The following is a 19,943-nucleotide window of genomic DNA, read 5'->3' as shown; positions in this document are numbered from 1 at the left end:
CCACACGCGCAAGTAAGACACTTGGATTGGCAAGTCGTTGTAGATGCTGACCAGTGTTTATATAATCATCTTGAGTTCTCTTCCTTCTCTTAGCATCTGGAGGCAATCCGCTCGTGGCACCCCCAAGCTCCGCGCAGGCAGTAGCCAACCGAATATTGGAATTGACCCCATCCCCTACCATGGCCATGGATGCCAAGGCCAAAGCAATGGTGCGGTCTGGCATTGATGTCATCAATCTCTCTGTGGGCGAACCGGATTTTGATACGCCGGAACACATAAAAGCGGCTGCCATAGCCGCGATTCAGGATGGATTCAACAAATATACTCCTGCCGGCGGCATCCCCGAACTCAAAGAGGCCATTGCCGAGAAGCTCTCTCGTGAGAATGGAGTGGACTACAGCCCGAATGAGGTGGTTGCCTGCGTCGGCGGCAAACAGGCCGTCTGCAACGTCTTTCTCGCGATCTGCGATCCCGGCGATGAGGTGATCGTCCATGCACCCACGTGGCCGACCTTCCTCGAGCAGATCAAACTGGCGCAGGGAAATCCCGTCACTGTGTCCCTCCCCTCACCTTTTGCAATCACGGCGGACCCACTGCTCGAGCGCATCACTCCCAAGACCCGGGCCATTCTCCTCAACTCCCCGTGCAACCCCACCGGCGAGGTGGCTGACCCTGCGGAGATCCGCAAACTGGCAAGAGCATGTGTAGAACGCGACATCTACTTCATCGCGGACGAGACCTACGAGCACTTTCTTTACGGCGATACTGAGCACCTGTCGCCCGCCTCAATGGGACCGGACGAGAAAGCCCACGTAATCACCGTGAATACCGTATCGAAGACGTACGCCATGACCGGCTGGCGCTTGGGCTACGTGGCCGGGCCGGAACCGGTGGTCAAGGCGATCAACGACCTGATGACACAGATCACGAGCAATCCGACAGCTGCCGCCCAAAAGGCCGCCATTGCCGCCCTCACCGGACCGCAAGACTGCGTGCGGGAGATGGTTACTGAGTTTAGCGCCCGTCGCACATTGCTTGTAGAAGGGCTGCGTTCAATTGGCTATACCTGCTCGCTGCCGGGCGGCGCATTCTACGCTTTCCCGCAAGTCAGAGGGGATGAAGAAGACATGGCGGTTGCCGACCGCCTCTTGGAAGAAGCCCACGTCGCCACCGTGCCGGGGTCGTCGTTCCTCGCCGACGGCCACCTGCGCATGTCGTACGCCACCAGCCGCGAAAAGCTGCAGGAAGCCCTCGAACGGCTGCGAAAGCTATTGTAAGCGAATGGCATAACGAGCAATGCTCCTGCGTCCCAAGGTTTGCGGTCGGTCGCTTGGACAGATTCAAGATCAGGTGCTCCCGTGCTGATGGCGGCGCATCGGCCGAGTAGCGCACGAGCAAATGGAAGAGCGTCCAGGCGGATGTTGGCTCGGTGGACGGAGACTGCGGACGTCGGTCATGTGGCCGTGAGGGAGCTGCCCACCTTGGAGGAGGACGCTAGTCAACCATTTAGGAGTGGTCTGCTCCGGGATGGTGAGTAGTTGGGAGATCATAGCTGTTTCCCCCGATAGGTCGTCGTAGCGCCTCAGTACATGAGGTGTCGACCCACCTGGTGGCTCTCAGCTGAGCATTCGTCCTGGGGTCGAGTTGTCACAGAGCGCACAGCGAGGGGATTGTCAGCATCAGGTATGCTGGATGGGAAAATGAGCAGTATAGTGGAGATACCGTCACGGCGGCGGAAGCCGAAGTCCAGGGAGCCGGGGCACGCTTCACCACACCCCGACACAAAAACCTACCTCGTCATTCTCGCGCACGCAGGAATCCAGCGCCGTAGGGGTGTCTCTTGTGGGCACCCTGGCTGCGGCCGGGGTCTGGGTCAATCTCCAGGGTTGTCTCTACAGCGGCGACACCTATCCGATGGAGGTGGCCGGGGAAGTGCACCGCTAAGCGAGAATGCACGTATCACTTAAATTGACAGCAGAATAGATGGTGAATACATTTTATGCCGCCCCGGAATGTGGTGTTTGCCAGGACATAGGGACATGTTTTCCGAGGAATGGAAGCAAGCCTTGATAGTAGGAAAGGAGCTCCGTCATCTGCTTGCTGTGGCGCAGAAGCCCGCATGCCTGATCCGGCAATCGTTGGTGCCGCTTTGACTGCATATGGCCTCGATGGCGCCTCAATCGAGTTGCTGCAAGACTTCGTCAATGCGTCCTTCCGCGTCGCGGTTGGTGACCAGGCTTACTCCCTGCGCGTCTACGCACCGGATCGCCGTGAGCTCCCGGAAGTGGAGTCGGAAATGCGTTGGCTGGCAGCGGTTGCCGCGGACAGCGTGATCCCATGCCCCCGACCACTGCGTCTGGCGGATGGTCACTACGCTTGGGAAGCTCCCGGCGTATGCTTCGTGACCGTGGCCTCCTGGGTTGAAGGCGGCCTGATCCCCAATGCCGAGCGGACACCGGCACACTTCGGGCTTGTCGGAGCAATGCTTGCAAAGCTCCACCTCTTCTCCGAACGGTGGCAGGCGCCGGTCGGATTCACGCGACCACGCTGTGACGCCGACGGTATCTTCGCCGGGGATCGTCAGGAGCTCGAGGCCACGCTGAGGTGTGATCTGGCGCGAGCCAAGCAAGAACTGCGGCAGGCGGAGGATGCAATCGGCCGAGACGCCGCTGCATACGGCCTCGTTCACGGCGATCTGAGCTTCAGCAACATCCTGTTCGACGGCAACCGGCCGGCCCTCATCGACTTTGACGACTGCGGTTTCGGACACTACGCCTTCGACCTCGCGGTGGTGCTGGCAGGGGCGTGGGGCAAGCCGAGGTACGCTGTAAATCGAGTCGCGCTTCTCGACGGTTACCAGGAGATCCGCAGACTTTCGGAAGTGGAGCGCGCGGCTCTCCCCGCTCTGATGGCCGCGCGTGCAGCGTCCCTCATCTTCTGGGCCGCCGCCCAGTCACCACCTGAACACAACTGGATATCCGCCCAGTGGGAGCGGCTACAGGAGTACTTGGAAGGCGCGGCTCCAATGCCGCTCAATCCCCATCAGGAGTAGCGCGGGGGCTCGTCCCCCGTCTCCTGGCACGAGAGGCTATGTCCGAAACCGCCTGTTTCTTTAAGCATAAACACGTTGGAAGTGGAGGCAAACCATGAAGATCAGTGACGTCCAAACCCATATTGTAAGTGGCGGCACGCGCAACTACACGTTCGTCACCGTAACGGAAGAGAACGGCCTGTACGGCATCGGCGAATCCGGCTGCTCCGGCAAGGACAAGGCCGTGGCGGCGGCCGTGGAGCACTACCGGCCGCTGCTCATCGGCCAGGACCCCGCGCGCATCGAGCACATCTGGCAGGACCACTTCCGCGGTAATTTCTGGCGCGCGGGCCCGGTGCTCACAGCAGCCATTTCGGCCCTCGACATCGCCCTCTGGGACTTGCTTGGCAAGGCCCTCGAGGTGCCAACCTACCAACTGCTCGGCGGCAAGACCCGCGACAAAGTGCGTTGCTACGCCCACTTTGGCGGCGGGACCGACAGCCCGGAGTCTTTTGCGCAGTCCGCGCAAGCGCGCGTGGATGAAGGCTTCGAAGTGGTGCGGTTCGGCCTGCCGACCGATCCGGGCGACATTTTGGAACCGGCCCGGGCAGTGTGCAATGCGGTGGAAGCCTTCCAAGCCGTGCGTGAGACCGTGGGGCATGAAATCGAAATCGCCCTCGACGTGCATACGCGCCTCAATCCGACGTGGGCGATTCAGTTATGTAAACGGCTTGAGCCGCTCCGTCCCTTCTTCATCGAAGACCCCATTCGCTCGGAGAACCCGCAATCGTTCGCCAATCTGCGCCACCACACCAGTGTTCCTATCGCCACCGGCGAACAGCTCATCACCAAGTGGCAGTTCCGCGAGCTCATTGAGAATGAGCTAATTGACTACATGCGCGCCGACCTCGGCCTCGTCGGCGGTATCACTGAAGGCAAGAAGATCGCCGCCATGAGCGAGGTGCATTACATCGACTCGGCCCTGCACAATCCGCTGGGACCCGTAAACACCGCCGCCAGCGTGCAGCTTGATATGTGCATTCCCAACTTCGGCATTCAGGAACTTTCCATGGTCCCGCCGGCCATGACCGACATCTTCCCCACGCAGTGCCGTGTGGAGGCCGGACACCTCTATCCCGCCGACGTGCCTGGGATTGGCATTGAGTTCAACGCCGAGGCAGCAAAACAGTATCCATATCAATACTGGGAACACGCCCGGCTGCACCGGGACGACGGTTCACTCACAGACTGGTAAAGCAAGGGAGCGAACGTACGCAGCCTATCTCGGAAGAACAGCCGATAAGGACCGCTATCCGTTGGCTACTACGATTTCAGCGCCTGCACGTACATGGCACGTGAAGCGCACACGCCCTTCACCGGCCGCAGTGACATTTGCAATGCCATCCGGCCCTTGAATGTGCACGGGTCCAGGATCTTCAGCAAAGGAGACGAGGAACGTCAGCTCACCCTTCTCAATCTGCAGCGGCAGTTGCGGGAAATCCAGCGTGATGGTGGCATAGGTATCCGAATCCTGCGTGACCGCTGGTGCGCAGTGGCGCCGCAGGTAGGCATAGCGTACGACGTCGTCCGGATTCGCGGCCCACATGTTTTCTCCAAACAGCGTCCGCATCTGGTCGAAACGCCCTTCCAGAGCGTAGGGCGAAATGCACTTGTGTCCCTGCGGCGTCTTGTACATGACCAGGTGCGTGACATCTACGAGCCACTGCCCCTGAACGCGCTCCGGCTCGAACCCGCCGCGCGAGAGCCACGGAGGCAGGTATGCTATGGCGTCGTCCTCGCACAGGCGGTTGCGCCAGATGCTGAACGGATCGAAGTCCGGCTGGTTTATGTGTTCCGCATCGTTGGAGGCGCGTGTCAGACCGAGATAGCCCGGCACGCGTTGCACCCACGCCCGCACCGTGTCGTAGACCTCGAAGCTATTCCACGATGAGAAGATCGGCGCCGGCTGTCCCAGCGCCTGTTCCAGGATGTGGTAGGACTCCACGATCTCCTGTGCAAAATCGATGCTGTCCGGTTCGCGCAACGGCGGATGGCAATAGCTGTGGTTGCTGATGCTCCAACCCTGCGACAGAAGAAACTTAAGGTGGTCCGGCCCCATGTGGAAATAGTCGTTGAGGGAACTGCGCTCGACGTGGCGCTTTTCACCCAGTTGCCCGGCCACCACCGCCACGTCTCCGGGAATGTCGTACTGCTGCGCGAGGGGGAACGCGTTGGCCAAACAGTCGATGGTGCCCTCGTCAAAGACCACCGAGTAGACGAAGCTGGCGTCGTCTTTCCAGGGGGCCACCTCTACGGACGAAATCCTCATCGCAACTCCTTCACGCCATGAATTCCGTGTCCCTAACAACGTGCGCAGGCTCAGCATAGCTTGCTGTTACTACTATGAGAGTAGCCGCTACAGACGGTCTTGTTCCGGTAGCGTAGGTTTGCAACCTGCGCTCGCTGCCCAAATGCCGCACGTATTCAAACCCGAGCCCGCTTTGGGACGGAACTCACTGCAACCCACGCTGCCTGGACTCCGGCCTCCGCCGGAGTGACGGCCGGGCAGCCGTGCAGTAATTGGCTTTCGCCGTCCTACGCGTCTTCCAAGACTAAGATATCCGCGCCGAGTCGTAGACGCCCGCCATGCCCAGATCCAGCGGGTTTACCTGCACCCAGACCTCTTCCGGCTGCGTGTCGTCTTTCAACTCCAGCGAGACCGAGACTCGCTCCAGACCAGGCACCGGCGCAATGCAATGCCCAATTTGCCGCCAGATCAGGATGTTCGACTCCTCGCGAGTGGCATCGGCGTCGGCAGCAGTTTTCGGGTCGCCATTGAAGGCGACTGCAAGCATCCGAGCGACATCGAATGCGCCGGTATTCTCCACTACGATATCAGCCAGCAGCCGCCCATCTTCCCGGCGTACGCGTGATGCCTCCGTGTCAATCCGCAATCCCGGCGACAACTCCTGCGGCGTGAGCGAAACTGCCCCGTAGGCATCGAAGATGCCATGTCCAAGCAACGGGTCCCAGCCGGATCCCTGCGACGTATTGCGCAGAATCTGTCGAATCTCCACGTTGGAAAGGTGCGGATAGCGCGAGAACGCCAGCGCCGCGACGCCGCCGCCAAAGGCGGACGCCATGCACCCGCCCTCGAAGGGAATGTATTCGAGGTCGCCGCCGGTTCCCCAAACGGATTCCGTTGGGTCGTCCGTATTGCGTTCGCCGCCGGGCGTGGCCGCCTCCACGTAGTCTGCCGATGCCGCGATGTTCGCCGCTTGACCATGCCGGTTCGTCGAACCGACGGCAAAGACGCTGTCAACGCCGGCATTTACGGTTGCTACCCGCCTACCGCGGTTGTCCGCCGTGCCTTTGAAAACCAGGCAGCCAGATTGGTAGGCGTAGTCCAGCGCCTCGATCAGGCCGATATTGTCGTAGGGATAGCTGAAGTCGGTGCCCTTGTAGAACAACGGGACGCCGTCCGTGTGGTCTAGAGTGATGTAGCCATGGGGCATCACGAGCACCTTGGCGCCGTGATCGACCGCATAGCGCACGGCGCGCGGCCAACTCTTTTGGTGGTGCGGTTCGTACCCGACGCGCAGTACCATGATTGGGCACTTGGGCGCCGTCGCGGCTACTTCGCCCACGACAAACGCGTGGTGACCGCGATGATACATCGTGTCCGAGCGCGACCCTTCATATTCAAGTGTGGCGTCTTCCTCGGCAAAGTCCCAGCCGTGCACGTCGCCCCGCGTGGGGCGTGGATTGACCCACAGGTGACCCTCATGGTCGGGATGAAAACGATAGCCCAGGTCTATCACCGCCACGATTACGTCAGGACTGCCCTGCGTAATGGCATGGGCCTCTCTGACTCGCATCTGGTCGAGGGCCCAGTCGTACGGCTCACGCACGCCCTCCGGCAGCACGCCGCTTTGCTTCTCGGCTATGGCCATGTGACTCTCCTTTAGCGACTATTGGTAACAGATTTCCTTGCAGTATCAGCGAAATATAGTGACCTTGCCTTCTCTCGCCAGGGCCAAATGCCCGGATAGTAACGACCCTCATCCGTCATTCCGGCGAAAGCCGGAATCCAGTCTTCACCACGCACACCCGAGATACCGCCCCGCGATCAACGTTGCAAAGCCAAGCAATGCGCGGGAAGGACGTATTGAAGTGATCTTCTCCTTGTAGCGCGGGGGCTTGTCCCCCGCTCTTGAGATTGAGCACAAGGGCTGAAGACTCGGTGGTAAAGTGTGGTTGCAAGCAGGAGAAGATGGATTCCCGCTTTCGCGGGAATGACGGACGGCGCGCCCCTCGTGTTGCCCTCTCACCTCCGCTCATCTATAGGCAATCTTCAACATACATATGTCGGATGATGCCCCTCTCCCTGTCCTCTCACCCTCACTTGCAGCCCTTTTCAAACACTCAAGAAACGGTTAGAGAGCCGACCACACTTCGCATTCCTAACTCTGCCCAAACCAAGACCATGGTCACTCCGGCGAAAGCCGGAATCCAGTCTTCATTCTCACACAATAGCCACTTCCTGCGGGATCGTCCCCAACCGCTCGAATCCACCTTCCCTAAGCACGTACATGTCCTCCTCGAGCCACGAGGACTCCAGCGAGACCACGTTGTTCTCCGCAAACAAGATTTCCGGCCGCACGTCAACGGCGGACGGCAGCAAGCTGCCGATCAACGGTTCTTCATGTTTATCCATGCCCACGCCGTGAATCCACCAGGCATATTCATCAATGCCCCTAAACTCACGCTGGCAAGCGTCAAAGACCTCTCGCTTAGTCTTGCCGGGGCGCACGAAGTCTTCCATAAAGAGCTGCCGCTCGCGGTGCTCCCGCCAAACTGCCAAGCTTTCCTTGCGCGGCGTGCCGACGCAGAAGTTGAACTTCTGGTCGGAGAAATAGCCGACAGACACTGCAGCAAGGTCGACACGGTAAACCAGACCCGCTTCAACGACACCGGGGCTACGAATCACGGCGGCGTTCGGTTGCTCCCGCAAACTTGTGCCGGTGTGGGGCAGCATCCACGACACCGGCGACGTGTTGATGGGCAGGGCCCCGTTATCCAGCACCGCTTTGGCCCATACGGTCACGAGGTCTTGAAACAAAATCCCCACGCGAACTTCCCGCAGCATCTCGCGATACCCGGCCTCCGAGGCGGCTATCGCCTTACGGAGCCACCGAATCTCCGCCGGCGTCTTGCACGCCCGCGCCTCGGCAAGCAGCAGATCGGCGGAGACAAACGTGGCCTCCGGCAGCAGTTCCTTGAGCCTCTCCAGATCGCTCACTGCTGCAAATTCCATGTCCAGACCGATGCGCGCCCGCGCCAGTCCACGCTGGCGCATCTCATCCGCCAGCACTGTTAGTCGCGCCGCCCGCGTATGGTCAGGAGACAGGCCCTCCACCGGCAGGTCTTCTTCTTGGGGAAGACCACCAAACGTAAACGACCGGCCGGGGGGAATGAGACACGTCATCCACGGCGCCAACCCCTGCGGCTCATTGAGCCACGGCCCTTCGCTGACCGCGCCCGCCAGATACGCGCAGTTGCGCATACCCAGCGTGACCAGCGCATCGAGCCGCTGCTCTGCCATGGATTGTGTTATGCGCGCTATGTCAGCCATGTTCTCGACTCAAATCATCCATGGTGTTAGTCACTGCAGCATCGGATACAACGGATTCACTTGAGAAATAGCAGGACTACGCAACCCGCCCACCTTGTAACCGCCCCAGCTTCAAGCGCGAACACGGCTAGCCCTGCAACGGCTACTGACTCTCTTCTTCGTCCATCCAACCCTCAAAGGTAGCTCGCGTAAGTTCACTTAATTTGGATTTGCGCGCCTCCCAATCGTCGAGTGAATGCAAGGGGAATAGAATCTCCTCTTTCACTCGATCCGTTGGGGCTGCATGGCGGGGGGGTTGTTTCTCAAACGGGATCTTCTCTGGATCCAGTTGGTTAAACTTCTCAATGCATAGTTCAATAGCACGCGGGTAGAACCGCACCTTGATTGCTCGCTTCCCTTTTTCCAATTGGATGGACGAGAAGGCGGGGTAGGAGTATGTCCCCGATTCACTTGGTTTTGACAAGTAGTAAGTTATCCCAGTCTTTGTTGGCTCTGGATACGGGGGAGACGAGTACCTCCCCTGAGTCACTTTGTCCCAGGAACTAGAGAACATATTTCTTGCCGCAGCCATAAGGTCGGCTACGCCCATATCCGTTGCGAGACTCTCAAGCAATCGCATTCGCTCCTCTCGTGATGGATGCTGTGGTACGACAGGGGCTGCTTGCACCTGCTTGGCTAGCAGGGTCTTGCCCGAGTATGCAAATCCATAGAAAGTCAGAAGGGATACATCCACGCCATGTTCAGACAGGTAGTCCACCATGCGCCTAGTGGTATCATCAGTTCCCAGGCCAACGAGGTACATACTCAGTGGTCGTAAAGAGTCCAATGATCCCCTGAACCCTTCCCGATACCACTCCACGAAGTCCTCAATCCTTTCAATGCCGTCTTGACCAGAGTTACCGGAAATAAGCCCGGATAGATCACTTTCGCTCATAGCTTCGAGGGCGGAGGCATAGTCTATCACCTGGGACACAGCGTCTCGGGATAACGTGCCGCGCTTTAGCTCGAATACAGCAAGCTTGCCTTCACCATCTACGCCGAGTAAATCGAGATTCCCGTCGCCGACCGGCGTTTGCCGGCCTACCAGCTTTAGATTAGGCAACAACATGTCCGGGTGTGCGACGAGCGTGTCCTCCAGACTGCTCTCCAAGTCCATCTCCGCCCGCTCAATAGGCACTGCCTGAGATCCTTCAATTGCCCATACCTCGATTTCTTCCATGCCTGTTCCTCTTGGTTCCGGTCATTCAGCCTTTACCACTACTAGCTACCGCTAGACACCGGCTTTCGCCGAGTGACAGACGGCTCCAGCCAGATCGGGCTCGTCCACGCCCGGTTGCCGTCCTGCTGCCGCACGCGCAGGTAGCAGTAGTGGACATCCATCGGTGAGTACCACAATGGCACCTCGTCCTCCAACTTCACGTGCTGTTGCCGGGGCGCATAGCTTCTGACCGTGTCGCCATTCACAACCAGGTCGATCTGTTCGATGTCCGCCGTACCCACCACGTCCGCCGTAAAGCCAAAGCGGTCCGCCTGCACTGTGGAGCCCATCCGCGCGCCGTTCACGCGAAAATCAACGATCATGCGCACGCCGCTGGTGGCGTAGCAGCGCCGGTTGAAGAGCGCGTCGAAGATTGACGGTTTGTCTAACCGTTCCGCCCAGGCACCGGTGAGCCCGGCCACACCGGTCAGCGGGCCCGGTTCCCGGTAGGGATTGGCGGGTCGGCTGTCGTGGGTATCGCTCCCGCTCACGAAGCCGAGCTTCACGCCTTGCATCAGGTACTGGTTGATCTTCTCCTCTTCCACCTCGCCGTCCGTTCTCTGCTTCTGAAATATCTCCGCCAGATGTTCCTGGACGTAGAAGTGCGTATGGAAGTGACCGTGCATTAGCGCGCCCCGGCGCTTCATTTCGCGATAGAACTCTTGATAGTCTTTGCAGAAGACCGTATCCGGGTGAAAACGCGCCTGGAGTTTCGGATCGTGCGCCGCAGGCCGATCTTCGCAGAACACCGGCGGCTGTCCCGCAATCTCCGGGAAGAACGCATGGCGGTGACTCCCGTCGGGAGTGGTGCCGAATTCCGCCGAAGGCAGCGCGACGAACTCCCCGGGCAGGTCGTACTGTTGCCACGCATCCTGGAGCTTTTCCCACGTTTCTTCAATAGAAATACTGTAGGAGAACAACTGGCCGCCGGCAAAGTCGAGGTCATTCACATCTTTGCCCCAGGCAAAGTGATCGACAATGGGGCGCTGGCTGAAGAGCATGCCGTGGGGATCGCCCCAATAGAGCGAGAGGGGCGGCGGCTCCTCTGCCACCCGCACCGGGTTGCTCACCGCCTCGATGCCCCGATACGACGCCGTAACACAGTCAACCGGCCCCCGCACGGGAATCGTCCCTGCGGCGCTAAACGAGCTGAGCGTAACCGTTGTTTCGCCATTGCCGGACCGTAAGGTCACCTCTCCCTGGGCATCGCGTACCGGATTGCCAAACCTATCGGTGACGACGACGCGCGTGGCCGCTTGCCCCGTGGTATGCGAAGGCGTGGTTACTTGCAGCGCCGCCGGTTCAGCCTCCTTGATGGTGAGGGGATGACTCTCCAGTAAGGAGAGTTCCGCGTCACGCGGCAGGAAGTAGTGGTGTTTGTCGCGTTCCGGGTGGTAAAACGTAAGCTCACCGGACGGGTCCTCGACCAGCCAGAAGCGGAAGGCGTCGATGGCATTGCGGGGGAGCAGGAAGCCGTCAGGGGCAGTGCGCAGTTGCACCGTAACACGCTCTGCCTCCATCACTGCGCCCGCAACGCATGTCACGTGCACCACGTGGAGGAATTCAGGCACCGGAGCATGAATATCAAACGTCCGCACCACGCCGCCATTAACGAGCGCCTCGGCCTCCCAGGCCGATCCCGCCGGACCTTGCACCGTAATTGAGTCCGGCCAAGTGAAGTTGAGCACCCACTCGTCAAGCTGGCGAATGTCGAAGAAGAACCAGAGATTCCCACCCGCTTGCAGGCCGCCCGCCGGCGGCGAGTAGTGAAGCTGCAGCGTGACTGTTTCAGCAACTCGCAGCGGGCCGTCCACACTGACCCGGAAGCGCCCGCTCTGCCCCAAAGACATCGTCTCCGCTCCTTGGGCTCTACCGCTTGAAGTGACGGCTTAACAGTATCCCCATGCTACGGTATCGTACCACCAGCGTGCGTCCCGGCAGCCCGCACACGAGCGGGCACGGCGACCTCGCAATCGGACGCGGAGTCCTCGCGCCGTAGCGTACTGCCCCCTACCACTGCCCACCTGCTTGGATGATGCGCTCATTGCGCAGTGCCCGGGAGAAACCTCTCCTCTTGCTACTCCGCTCGTCTGCCCGCCACGGGATAGCACCCAAGCCCACCTGTCCATCTCTCCAGGCCGCCTAGGCCAGGGTCTCCAACCAGACCGGGCTCGTCCATGCGCGGTTGCCGTCCACTTGCCGCACACGCAAGTAGCAGTAGTTGGCGCCAACCGGCGAAAACCGCAATGGTACCTCGTCCTCCAACTGCACGTGCTGCCGATTGGGTGTGTAGCTCTTGGCCGTGTCTCCGTTTACCACCAGGTCAATCTGCTCGATGTCTTCAGTCCCGACGACGTCGGCAGTAAAGCCAAAGCCGTCGGACTTTACCGTGGAGCCTATCCAACTGTCGTTCACACGGAAGTCCACGATGATGCGCACGCCGGTGGTGGCGTAGCAGCGCCGGTTGAAGAGCGCATCGAACAGTGTGGGCCTATCCAGCCGCTCCGCCCACACTCCCGTCAGTCCGGCCGGGCCGGACGGCCCCGGTTCCTTATAGGGGTTCGCGGGCCGGTTGTCGTGCGTGTCGCTTCCGCTGACAATGCCGAGCCTGACGCCCCGCATCAGGAATTGGTTTATCTTTTCCTCTTCCGTAACACCGTCTGTCTGCTGCTTCTGGTAGATCTCGGCCAGGTGTTCCTGCACGTAGAAGTGGGTGTGAAAGTGACCGTGAATGAGCGCGCCCCGCCGTTTCATTTCCCGATAGAACTCTTGATAGTCGTTGCAGTAAACGGTATCGGGATGGTACCGGGCGTGCAGTTTGGGGTCGTTGGCCGCGGGGCGGTCCTCACAGAAGACCGGCGGCTGGCCCTCAGGCGCGGGGAAGAAGCCGTGACGGTGACTGCCGTCGGGACCGGTGGCGAATTCCGCCGACGGCAAGGCGACGAATTCGCCCGGTAGATCATACTTCTTCCATGCGTCCTGCAATTCTTCCCATTTCTCGCTTATGCAGATGCTGTAGGAAAAGAGCTGGCCCCCTGCGAAGTCGAGATCGTTTACGTCCTTGCCCCATGCGAAGTGCTCGACAATCGGGCGCTGGTTGAAGAGCATGCCGTGGGGGTCTCCCCAATAGAGCGTGTACGGCTCGGTGTCTTTGTCAACGCGCACCGGATTGCTCACGGCCTGGATGTCCCCGTATGCCGCCGTTACACGATCGGCAGGACCCTGCACCTGCACCGTACCCTCAGCGCTGAAAGAATTGAGTGCAGCAGTTGTCTCACCACTGCCGGTACGCAGGGCAACTTCACCTTCCGGGTCGTGGACAGGATTGCCAAACCTATCCGTAACGACGACCCGGGTCGTTGCTTGTCCCGCGGCAAGAGAGGGAGTGGTCACTTGGAGCACAGCCGGTTCGGCGGCAGTAATCGTGAGCGGGTTACTCTCCAAAACCGAGAGTTTCGTCTCACGCGGTAGAAAGTAGTGATATTTTTCGCGGTCGGGATGGTATAGCTCAAGTTCTCCAGCCAAGTCTTCCACCAACCAGAAGCGGAAGGAGTCGATGGCATTTACCGGTAATAGGAAGCCCTCGGGTACGCTGCGCAGCTCTACGGCAATCTGCTCGCCTGCCGCGACCGAACCGCTAGCGCACCTCACGTGCACCGCATGGAGGAATTCGGGTGCTGGAGGATGAATATCAAACGTCCGCACCGTGCCGCCGTTGACGAGCGCCTCTGCTTCCCAGGAAGTTCCAGCCGGCCCCTCGACAGTGATGCCGCCCGATGCTTCAAATGCGTGCCTGCGATCGCCAAACTGACGGATGTCGTAGAAAAACCAGAGGTTGCCACCGGACTGCATGCCGCCAGCAGGAGGCGTGTAGTGCAACTTCAGAGCCACAGTCTCCGCAACCTGCAGCAGTCCTTCCGCACTAACCTGAAACCGTCCGTTGGCACTCGCAGACATTACTCACCGCCACCTTTCATCCAACTGCTTGAATTCCCTTGAATTCGGCGCTATTGCCCTGCGGTATCGTATCACAGCATGCCGCAGGGCGCTTTTGCATATTGCCAGTTGTAGGGGCGGTTCGCGAACCGCCCTTACGCAGGATTGCATCGCCACGCTTACGAAGCATGCAGGAACAGCATAAGACGGAGAAGATGGATTCCCGTTATCACGGGAATCACCATGGCCTTGCTCAGGCCACACAAGTTGTAGGGGCGGTTCGCGAACCGCCCCTACGCAGGACTGCAAGCCCACGCTTGAAAACGTGCAGGCACAGCATGAAACGGAGAAGATGGATTCCGCGTCCCCGCACGGGGGCGCGTTTACACGGGAATGGCCGATGTTCTCCGCTTCCGCCGTAGCGCGGGGGCTTGTCCCCCGCTCCTGTGCGTGAGCATGAGGGCTGAAGATTCAGTGGTGAAGTGTGGTTGAGGGAAAGTGAAGATGGATTCCGGCTTGCGCCGGAATTAAGGACGACGCGTCCCTCGCGCTACCCTCGCACCTTCGCTCATCTGTAGGACTCATTCAACATACAAACGACGGAATTCCCATCCACCTGAATGAATATCGCCAACGTTCAGAGGGCAAGCTGCGTAAATTGCTTAGAAGACGCGGCGGGCGTCCTCAATCCAAATGGGGCTCGACCACGCCATCTCGCCGTCTTCCTGCGTTACCCGCACGTAGTACCAGTCGGCACGGTCTTGGGGCATTTCCATGTCATCCAACGAGAAGACGCACTCCCAGCCGGGCTTCTCAACCACATGCCAGTCGTGATTGTTCTTGACCACGACAACCTTGGCAAGCGGCGCGGTGCCGTGCACGCGCACGCGCATCTGTTTGGGCGGCGTTTGCACACTGATCGTCTCGCCCATGGGCTGGTTGTCCACACTGAAGTCTAGGTAAATGCGCACACCGGTGGTGCCAATGGCGCGGCGGTTCCAGAGCGAACTGAACATGGCGTCGCGCTCGCGGCGGCGCGACCAGAGACCCGTCATGCCGGCGTGGTGGTTGAAGGTCGTCAGCTTAATGGGCAAGTGTGCAATCTGCACGCTGCTCGTGGGACGGCCGTCGTGACTCTCGCTGCCTCCCACGAAGCCAAACCGAAATCCTTGCCGCAGCCCATCCTGCAAGAAATGTCCAGTGGCCTCGAAAGGAGGATACTCCGCTTGAGGCTCGTCCCATTGCGTCCGTTCATTCCTCCCCTTGAGGGCGTAGGGCTCGCCCTCGTGCTCGCTGCTGCCCCAATGGCTGTAAACTTCCATCAGACGCTCGAACTCCGGGTCCATGGTCTCCCAATTGTGCCAGATGCGATTGCCCAGGCGGGCGGGGTGATGGGGTATCGAAAGAATGTCCCTGCCGGTTCGGGAAAGGCTTCTGAAGACGTTGAAGAGGTCTTGGGGAGTATTGGAGCCCTTCCAGTTGCTGGAGATGAGCGGCATGTCGCCGTGGCGGAAGATCACGTTGCGGTGGCCGCAGTCGGCGTCCGGACCCCGGTTCCACGACCACTCGTAACCCAGCAGCGTTACGAATCGCTCCGGTTGGTTGAAGTACTCCGCGCCTTCTTGTATTTCGCGCCATTCGTCCGTGCTTAGCGCGTAGTCGTGGTCGGTCAGCGCCGTGAAGTCCAAGTGCACCACGTCGCGGGCAAATCTGTACACTTCATCTACAGTGGCAGGCCCGTAGCTCCACAGGAGGGGATCGGTGCGCTTGCGGCTGGGATTCTCCAGACGGTGACAGTGCAGGTCGCCCCAGTAGAGCTTGTGGTCGCCTTTGTACATGAACGCAGGCGCCCAGGCCGGATTGCTGACGGCTTCGATGCCGGTCTCGCGATCTCGCGCGCGCACGCGAAAGACCCGATCTTTCTCCGCAACCGCACCCCGCACAGCATGATGGCTGTCGTACTCCGGCAACATAGGCACATCTGCCGGGACCTCACCGCTTGCTCCCTCTATGGAAAGTACCAGGTGGGCGCTCTGCTGCGGCAGGTGGAACCCCCACCTATCCCGCAACTCAAGGCCGATCGCGAATTCGCCGTTGCTCACGTCCGGCGGCACTATGCTGGGCACGGTCACGCGGATTTCCGCTAGCTCCGGTGTTCCCTGGTAGTCCAGCGGCAGCCGAATGAGGTTGGGGTCGAATTCTGCGGCGGTCACTATTTCACTCCTCACCTGATCCAAATGCCAAAATTGAAATCGTGCCTCACAAGAATCTTCTCCTACAGGCTGCTGACAAGAATAACAGAGCACCCAGCACTCCCGCCGCTTGGCGAGGTATTGGGTGCTCCATTTCCACCGTCAGAGCGGTCGCGCCAGCGCCGCAACGCCTGCGCAAGACCGCCTAGTGTAGTTTCTTACTCGCGCGCCAGCCACTCGTCGAGGACCGTCTGCGCTTGTGCCTCAGTGTTGCGCAAGCCTTCCTCGATGGTGGTCTTGCCGGTGAGCATGTCGGGCACGCCGCCGCTCATGATGCCGAGCATCTCGTTCGCGCCGGGGGCAGAGACCACAAAGCGTCGGCCTTCCATGACGTCAACCTGATGGATGACGAACGGATCGCCGCCGTGGTAGGCCTCACTGTACGACGTGTCAACGCGAATTGGGAGGCGGTCGAAGTGCTTGGCCCAGCGGATATTCACGTCATCTACGCCGAAGTGCTCCATGAACGTCCAGCCAAGGTCTTTGTGCGTAGCGCCCACGGGCAGCACCCACGTATGGCAGCCGCCGTACGTGCGGTTGAAGCCGTCGGCGGGCTTGGGCCAGTGACCCCAGTGATACTCAAGGTCCGGCGCTTCCTTGGCGATGCTCTCAAACCGGATGGAGCCGGTATCGTAGAGGTTTGCCAAACGGCTGCCGTAGAAGTGTGCCCGGGCATTCTCATCGCCCTTGAACTCCTGCAAAGCGTCGTAGCCGCCCTGCATGTCGTGCACCTTCTTCAGCCACGCCATGCCTTCGCGGCCTTCCTCGGTATTGAGGGTGATCTTGGTGGCGTCTTCGTTAATGTTCTCGCCACCAAGCTGCCACATGGGCACCATCCACACGTGACGGTTAGCCCACAACGGACCCCACGCCACCTGCTCAATGGTATTGCCGCCCTTGAATGACTTGGAGATTACATCCTCTATGTCCGTCCACGTCACCGGCGGGTTCTCCGGATCGAGGCCCGCATCCAGGTAGAGATTGTCGTGGATGTAGAAGAAGCGCACGTCCGGGCCGAAAGGCATGCTCCACACCTGGCCTTTGTGGTCCATGTCGATGCGCAAGGACGGCCAGATGTCATCCTTATTGATGACCGGCGATTGGGCGTAATACTGTTCCAGGCTATCGACGATGCCGCCGGCCGCCACCTGCTGGTTCTGCCAGACGCCCACCTGACCGATGTCAGGAGACGCATTCGCTGCTTGCGCGGCAATTAAGATGGTGAAGCGGTTGCCTTCCGGGATGAGGTCTTTGACCGTAAGACCCTCGACCAGGGCCTCGATCTCTTGCTTGACCTCCAGGCCCAGGCCCTGTGAAAGGTCCCACCGGGCGGTCGTCCACACCTCTAGCTCGACAGCCTCTGCCGGTGCGGGTTGTGCTTCCTCTGCTTTCGGCGCTTCCTCTTCCGCCGGCGCATCTGCGGATTCCATCGGGGCCGCCTGGCCACAGGCGACAAACAACGCACCTGCCGCCGTCGCGCCTACACCACCGAGGAACGTCCGTCTGAGAATTTTATCTCGCATATTCCTCTCCTTATACTTCACGAACACGTCCCAGACTCTCACTCAAACTCTAGTCCCAATTTGGTTTGAGTGCAACCACACCCTACGGAGCGGCAAAGACTCCGCATGGTAGGGGCGGTTCGCGACCCGCCCCTGCGGATGTCGCCATGACTCCGTTTGTCTATACTAGATGGACGGATGCAGTCCTCCGTGGAACGCCGACGAAAAGGAAAGTCATGGCGGAATGGCGCTACGCAAAGCTCACCTGGCCGGAAGTGCGACAGGCAGCGCGGGAGCAAAAGGCCGTCTTGTTGCCCGTAGCGGCCATCGAACAGCACGGTCCGCATTTACCGATAGACACTGATAACGTCGCGGCGCTCGCCGTCTGCGAGCGCGCGGCACAAGCCGCTTCTAGCAAACTCCTCTGCGCGCCGCCGATCCACTACGGCTTCAACGAGCACAATATGGACTTTCCCGGCACTATCTCAGTCCAGGCGCAGCACTTCATCGACTATTGCTACGACGTGGCGGTGAGCTTTGCGCGCCATCGCTTTCCAATCATCCTCTTTGTAAACGGACACGCCTCAAACGACCCACTGCTGCAAGTCGCCGCGCGCCTCGCCACACTGCACTCCGACGCCGCGTGCGCTCTCGTATCCTATTGGGACCTTGCAAAGGAAGAAGTTGAAGAATGGCGGGAATCTGAGTATCCCGGCGGCATGGATCACGCCGGCGAATTTGAGACCTCAATCTACTTGGCGCTCGATCCGGCACGCGTGCAAATGGACAAGGCGCAAGCCGACTACAGAATCCGCACCAAATGGCACTACCGCGACCTGATGGGCGGCTCGCCGGTGAAATACGTGGACCACCTCAGCAAGATGTCGGCAGACGGCACCGGCGGCGATCCTACCCTCGGCGCGGCCTGGAAAGGCGAGCGCATTCTGGAGACGGTGAGCCAGGCCATCATCGAGGTTGTGGAAGACATTCGCGGCTTGCAGTACGGTCCAAGAGTGGACCACCACTGAAAGCCAATACCAGACTGATTGCAACCCACCACGGGTACCGGCTAAGACAGCACTTCATTCACCAGCGACAGGCCGGCATCCAGTCGCTGCGGCCAGTCCGGGGCAAGGTGGCGCACGGGGTTGGTGCAGACCCGGAAGATACAAACGGCCTCACGCAGATTGAGATCCCGCTCTTCCCAGCCAAAACGTTGCAACGCTGCGGAGCGAAAGGCCTGGTAATAAGCGCCGCTCGCCTTCGACTCCCCTTCGCGCCCAAACCGTGCCGTCCAACGCATGTGGGCGAGAAAATTGCCCACGTCGATCATTGGATCGCCTAATCCGGTTTCCTCAAAGTCTACGAGTGCAAGTCTGCCGTCGAAAACACGAATCATCTGGTCGTCATAGAAGTCATTGTGAGCGACGGATGAAGGTTGCCACGCTCTGGCAAAGTCGTCCAGCACTGCGGTTGCATCCTGCAGCTTGAGGCGGATTGCGGCGTGATCTCGCAGTACCTGCCGGAAGACGCGCCTGGCGCGACGGTAGGCTCCGTGGAGGTTCAACGGGCGGGCGTCGCCGGCCGCTGGAGGGGTTTCCCATAGCTGCTCAAGACTGTCAAGAATTGGATTGAGGTCTACGTCTTCTCCTCTGCGGATGAGGCGGCGCACATTCTTGCCCGGTATTTCGGCCAGCCACACGACGCCACCTTCGGCCCAGCAGCCTGCCAAACGGGGCAGCACAAATCCGGTCTGCCCAACGAGCTCTGCAGCAGCCATAAGTCGCGGCACACGGCCGGGCCGCATAACCCGCACGTAGAAGCGCACGCGGCCATGCTTTTGACGCAATACGGCATGTCCGCCAGGTCTGTAGCGCACAAGATCCAACCGCACGCGCTGTACTGACGTCGCGAGCACATACCGGCTGAGCAAGCGGCTGGCCGCCAGTGGAGAGGCTGCCTCCGCAAGGCCGGGCAGGGAGGGGTCATCGGGGTAGCAAAAGAACCGCGGCGGCCGGTCGCGGATGAGCTCGATAGCGAACTGCTGCTGGGTGACGAATTCGTCCCAGGGCCACTCAGCGACGTAGGTGGCCGTTACGCTCCGTCTGGGATTGTAGCTCAGTTGGCGCAAGCGCAGCCGCTGCGGTATCTCCTCCGGCTCACCAAGCCTGGAACAGTACGTGCGCCAGACCCAATCTCCATCAAAGAGGCTAGGAAAGTCGCTCAGGCGCTGATCGTCCGGGAATGCCACCTGCGGAGACAAGGGCGGAGCGGTAAGCAAGCTCGACACGTCATGCCCGCTTCAATGTGCGGCAGACTCCCGGTGTTT

At 60.1% G+C, this 19,943-nt stretch carries 13 protein-coding genes; 4 read left to right on the top strand and 9 right to left on the bottom strand.

Annotation, left to right across the window (positions count from 1 at the left end; all coding sequences use genetic code 11):
* The first annotated feature begins 113 nt into the window (after nt 1–113).
* The 3 genes from OXE05_01715 to dgoD all read left to right on the top strand — a co-directional run bounded on the left by OXE05_01715 (nt 114) and on the right by dgoD (nt 4,286).
* Nucleotides 114–1,277 (top strand): pyridoxal phosphate-dependent aminotransferase, encoded by a 1,164-nt coding sequence (locus tag OXE05_01715; GenBank protein MCY4436034.1) that lies wholly within the window; start codon nt 114–116, stop codon nt 1,275–1,277.
* 842 nt (nt 1,278–2,119) lie between these two features.
* A complete protein-coding gene (locus tag OXE05_01710; GenBank protein MCY4436033.1) occupies nt 2,120–3,052 on the top strand; it encodes a phosphotransferase in 933 nt (310 codons plus the stop codon).
* A gap of 94 nt (nt 3,053–3,146) precedes the next feature.
* A complete protein-coding gene (gene dgoD / locus OXE05_01705; protein MCY4436032.1) occupies nt 3,147–4,286 on the top strand; it encodes a galactonate dehydratase in 1,140 nt (379 codons plus the stop codon).
* A 54-nt stretch (nt 4,287–4,340) separates the two neighbouring features.
* Here dgoD and OXE05_01700 read toward each other — a convergent pair whose 3' ends face one another.
* The 8 genes from OXE05_01700 to OXE05_01665 form a co-directional block, all read right to left on the bottom strand.
* A complete protein-coding gene (locus tag OXE05_01700; protein ID MCY4436031.1) occupies nt 4,341–5,360 on the bottom strand; it encodes a polysaccharide deacetylase family protein in 1,020 nt (339 codons plus the stop codon).
* A 283-nt stretch (nt 5,361–5,643) separates the two neighbouring features.
* A complete protein-coding gene (locus tag OXE05_01695; GenBank protein ID MCY4436030.1) occupies nt 5,644–6,984 on the bottom strand; it encodes a S8 family serine peptidase in 1,341 nt (446 codons plus the stop codon).
* A gap of 572 nt (nt 6,985–7,556) precedes the next feature.
* A complete protein-coding gene (locus OXE05_01690; protein ID MCY4436029.1) occupies nt 7,557–8,666 on the bottom strand; it encodes a M24 family metallopeptidase in 1,110 nt (369 codons plus the stop codon).
* Nucleotides 8,667–8,808: 142 nt separating this feature from the next.
* Nucleotides 8,809–9,885, bottom strand: coding sequence for an endonuclease NucS (locus OXE05_01685; GenBank protein MCY4436028.1), 1,077 nt, complete (start codon nt 9,883–9,885; stop codon nt 8,809–8,811).
* Between the two features lie 41 nt (nt 9,886–9,926).
* Nucleotides 9,927–11,774, bottom strand: a complete 1,848-nt coding sequence (locus tag OXE05_01680; GenBank protein ID MCY4436027.1) for a DUF3604 domain-containing protein — start codon at nt 11,772–11,774, stop codon at nt 9,927–9,929.
* A gap of 292 nt (nt 11,775–12,066) precedes the next feature.
* Entirely contained in the window at nt 12,067–13,881 is a 1,815-nt protein-coding gene (locus OXE05_01675; GenBank protein MCY4436026.1) for a DUF3604 domain-containing protein, read from the bottom strand.
* A 641-nt stretch (nt 13,882–14,522) separates the two neighbouring features.
* A complete protein-coding gene (locus OXE05_01670; GenBank protein MCY4436025.1) occupies nt 14,523–16,073 on the bottom strand; it encodes a DUF3604 domain-containing protein in 1,551 nt (516 codons plus the stop codon).
* A 197-nt stretch (nt 16,074–16,270) separates the two neighbouring features.
* Nucleotides 16,271–17,635, bottom strand: coding sequence for a hypothetical protein (locus tag OXE05_01665; GenBank protein MCY4436024.1), 1,365 nt, complete (start codon nt 17,633–17,635; stop codon nt 16,271–16,273).
* Between the two features lie 215 nt (nt 17,636–17,850).
* Here OXE05_01665 and OXE05_01660 point away from each other — a divergent pair, with 215 nt between their 5' ends.
* Nucleotides 17,851–18,642, top strand: coding sequence for a creatininase family protein (locus OXE05_01660; GenBank protein MCY4436023.1), 792 nt, complete (start codon nt 17,851–17,853; stop codon nt 18,640–18,642).
* Nucleotides 18,643–18,683: 41 nt separating this feature from the next.
* On the opposite strand, the gene OXE05_01655 is transcribed toward OXE05_01660, so the two are convergent.
* Nucleotides 18,684–19,904 (bottom strand): phosphotransferase, encoded by a 1,221-nt coding sequence (locus OXE05_01655; GenBank protein ID MCY4436022.1) that lies wholly within the window; start codon nt 19,902–19,904, stop codon nt 18,684–18,686.
* Between the last annotated feature and the right edge of the window lie 39 nt (nt 19,905–19,943).

Source organism: Chloroflexota bacterium, assembly GCA_026710945.1.
In the GTDB taxonomy this organism is placed as follows: domain Bacteria; phylum Chloroflexota; class UBA11872; order VXOZ01; family VXOZ01; genus VXOZ01.
The sequence above is the reverse complement of the archived record's forward strand: the minus strand, read 5'-3'. Positions and strand labels throughout refer to the sequence as shown.

What these genes read in the sequence shown, in the direction of transcription:
- OXE05_01710 (MCY4436033.1), top strand. Translation starts at nt 2,120, where the DNA reads ATGCCTGATCCGGCAATCGTTGGTGCCGCTTTGACTGCATATGGCCTC.
- OXE05_01685 (MCY4436028.1), bottom strand. Translation starts at nt 9,885, where the DNA reads ATGGAAGAAATCGAGGTATGGGCAATTGAAGGATCTCAGGCAGTGCCT.
- OXE05_01690 (MCY4436029.1), bottom strand. Translation starts at nt 8,666, where the DNA reads ATGGCTGACATAGCGCGCATAACACAATCCATGGCAGAGCAGCGGCTC.
- OXE05_01695 (MCY4436030.1), bottom strand. Translation starts at nt 6,984, where the DNA reads ATGGCCATAGCCGAGAAGCAAAGCGGCGTGCTGCCGGAGGGCGTGCGT.
- dgoD (MCY4436032.1), top strand. Translation starts at nt 3,147, where the DNA reads ATGAAGATCAGTGACGTCCAAACCCATATTGTAAGTGGCGGCACGCGC.
- OXE05_01665 (MCY4436024.1), bottom strand. Translation starts at nt 17,635, where the DNA reads ATGCGAGATAAAATTCTCAGACGGACGTTCCTCGGTGGTGTAGGCGCG.
- OXE05_01660 (MCY4436023.1), top strand. Translation starts at nt 17,851, where the DNA reads ATGGCGGAATGGCGCTACGCAAAGCTCACCTGGCCGGAAGTGCGACAG.
- OXE05_01700 (MCY4436031.1), bottom strand. Translation starts at nt 5,360, where the DNA reads ATGAGGATTTCGTCCGTAGAGGTGGCCCCCTGGAAAGACGACGCCAGC.
- OXE05_01675 (MCY4436026.1), bottom strand. Translation starts at nt 13,881, where the DNA reads ATGTCTGCGAGTGCCAACGGACGGTTTCAGGTTAGTGCGGAAGGACTG.
- OXE05_01680 (MCY4436027.1), bottom strand. Translation starts at nt 11,774, where the DNA reads ATGTCTTTGGGGCAGAGCGGGCGCTTCCGGGTCAGTGTGGACGGCCCG.